This window comes from Stenotrophomonas sp. P5_A8 (assembly GCF_056400545.1).
This window is the reverse complement of record NZ_JBFULB010000463.1, coordinates 1-2,324: the sequence shown is the minus strand read 5'-3', so window position 1 is coordinate 2,324 and position 2,324 is coordinate 1. Positions and strand designations below refer to the sequence as shown.

The following is a 2,324-nucleotide window of genomic DNA, read 5'->3' as shown; positions in this document are numbered from 1 at the left end:
ACGGCAGATGGTGGCCGAGTCGGTGGCGATCTATAACGCCGAGCGACCGCACCTGTCCCTTAAAATGCAGACGCCCGATGCAGTCCATCGGGCGTCCTTGGCCGCCTGACGGCGGCTGAATCATCCGCCACAGGTGTCAACCTATGGCAGGACGGGTCACCGGCGTTCGCGTGGGACGCAACCCGGTAGTGCCGAGCCGCGCTCGGCAACGGTCCAACGCGCGAGGATCTCCATCGCGCACGTCGCTGCCATGACCTCGCGCCGCCCGTCGCGCCGAACACGTCACGGCGTTTTCCCAACCTGCAACGCCGCGCACGGTCTGTGCCTGGCAACCGCGTTTCACTCGACGTACCGCGCCAACGGCGCCTGTTCGAGGGCAGCAACGATGACGCTTCCCACCTTTGCCGGACTCCTGCTGGCCGCCTCTGTCGGTACCGTGCTGGCAGCAGACGCACCGCCGCAGGCCGCACTGCCGTCGGTGCAGGCGCAGAACGCCACCACGGTGGTTCGCCATGACATGGCGCCGGGCACGTTCGTGCCTGCCATCCCGCTCGCAGACGTGCCCGTCCATCCTTACGCGCAGACCGTGCTGCGTACCGACCTTGCCGACGGTGACGTCCAGCCCGCCCAGGCCTTGCCAACCGACTGATTCAGCCGCCGCTGCCGCCAGTCACTGCACATCGCGTGGATCGGTCCGGTGGAACACTATCGACATGGATACCCCGTCACCGTCGTCGCGCACGCGCTTGCTTGGGTCGCGGCAGCAATGGTTCGAGCGCTTCGCCCTGTGGGGCGGTGCGGTCGCCGTCGCGCTGGCGGCCATCGTGTTCGCCAAGGCCAGCGACGCGGCCTTCGCGCTGTTCCGGCGCATCTACGACGCATCGCCCTTGTGGCCCCTGCTGCTCACCCCGGCCGTATTCGGCCTGCTGGCCTGGGTCACCCAGGGCGCCCTCAAATCCACCCGCGGCAGCGGCATCCCGCAGGTGATCGCCGCACTGGACGTGCCCGACGCCGGGTTCCGCCAGCGCAACCTGTCGCTGCCGGTATCCGCAGGCAAGCTGGGGTTGACGGTGCTGGCACTGCTGGGCGGTGCATCGGTGGGGCGCGAAGGGCCGACCGTCCATGTCGGTGCAAGCCTCATGTTCGTGATCGGGCGCGCGCTCGGGTTCCGCGACCCGCGCCACGCCGGCCACTTCCTGCTGGCCGGTGGCGCGGCTGGCATCGCGGCGGCGTTCAACACGCCGCTGGCGGGCGTGGTGTTTGCGATCGAAGAACTGTCCGGGCGGCTCGAGCATCGCTTCTCCGGCGCACTGTTGACGGCGGTGATCGTCGGTGGCGTGGTGTCGCTGGGGCTGCTGGGCAATTACACCTATTTCGGCCGGGTGGATGTGACGCTGCCGCTGGGCATGGGGTGGCTGGCGGTGCTGCTGTGCGGTGTCGTCGGCGGGCTGGCCGGCGGGGTGTTCAGCTGGCTGGTATTGGCTGCCGTGGACGGGCGACCCCGCTGGCTGGGACGCGCGCGGGCGTCGCGGCCGGTGCTGTTCGCCGCCGGTTGCGGGTTGCTGCTGGCGGTGCTGGGGCTGGTGTTCGGCGCGGGCGCCTTTGGCACCGGCTACGAGCAGGCGCGTGGTCTTGTGCAGGGGCAGGGCGTGGTGGGGCACGAGTTCGGGCTGATGAAGTTCGCCGCCAACCTGGTGTCCTATATCGCCGGTATCCCGGGCGGCCTGTTCTCGCCGGCGCTGGCGGTCGGCGCGGGGATCGGCCACAACCTCGCCGCGCTGCTGCCCGGCGTGGACCCCTCGGCAGTGGTGCTGCTGGGCATGTGCGCCTACCTGACCGGCATCACCCAGGCGCCGCTGACCTCGGCGGTCATTTCCATGGAGCTGACCGACAACACCGACATGCTGCTGCCCATCCTGGCCACGGTCCTGCTGGCGCGTGCGCTCTCGTCGCTGGTGTGCCGCCAGCCGATCTATCGGGCACTGGCGCAACGGTTGCTGGATGCGACGCCCGCCCCGTCACCGACGGGGACGGCCCAGGGCACATAGGCCGCGGCGCCAATCCAGGCGCAATAGCGCCCTTGCGGCTTTTTCTTTCCCGCCAGCCCTGCAACAATGGACGGCTGAGCGGTATCGCTCGCGAAAGTGGCGGAATTGGTAGACGCCCTGGATTTAGGTTCCAGTGCCGCAAGGCGTGGGGGTTCGAGTCCCCCCTTTCGCACCAGTCATCCCGGCCCCTGGCCGGCAGGTTGATGGTCGGCACGTCCCGGATCCGGGGAGACGGCCGCATGCTGCCCGGGCAGGCCTTCACGGCCGCTCCGGCCC

At 69.6% G+C, this 2,324-nt stretch carries 2 protein-coding genes and 1 tRNA gene; all 3 read left to right on the top strand.

All coding sequences use genetic code 11. From position 1 onward, the window contains the following. The first annotated feature begins 385 nt into the window (after positions 1-385). The 3 genes from AC1DQP_RS19590 (at position 386) to AC1DQP_RS19580 (ending at position 2,223) form a co-directional block, all read left to right on the top strand. Positions 386-649, top strand: coding sequence for a hypothetical protein (locus tag AC1DQP_RS19590; protein WP_457321100.1), 264 nt, complete (start codon positions 386-388; stop codon positions 647-649). A gap of 64 nt (positions 650-713) precedes the next feature. After that, entirely contained in the window at positions 714-2,048 is a 1,335-nt protein-coding gene (locus tag AC1DQP_RS19585; protein WP_457321098.1) for a chloride channel protein, read from the top strand. 90 nt (positions 2,049-2,138) lie between these two features. After that, positions 2,139-2,223 (top strand) — tRNA-Leu (locus AC1DQP_RS19580). The last annotated feature ends 101 nt before the right edge of the window (positions 2,224-2,324 follow it).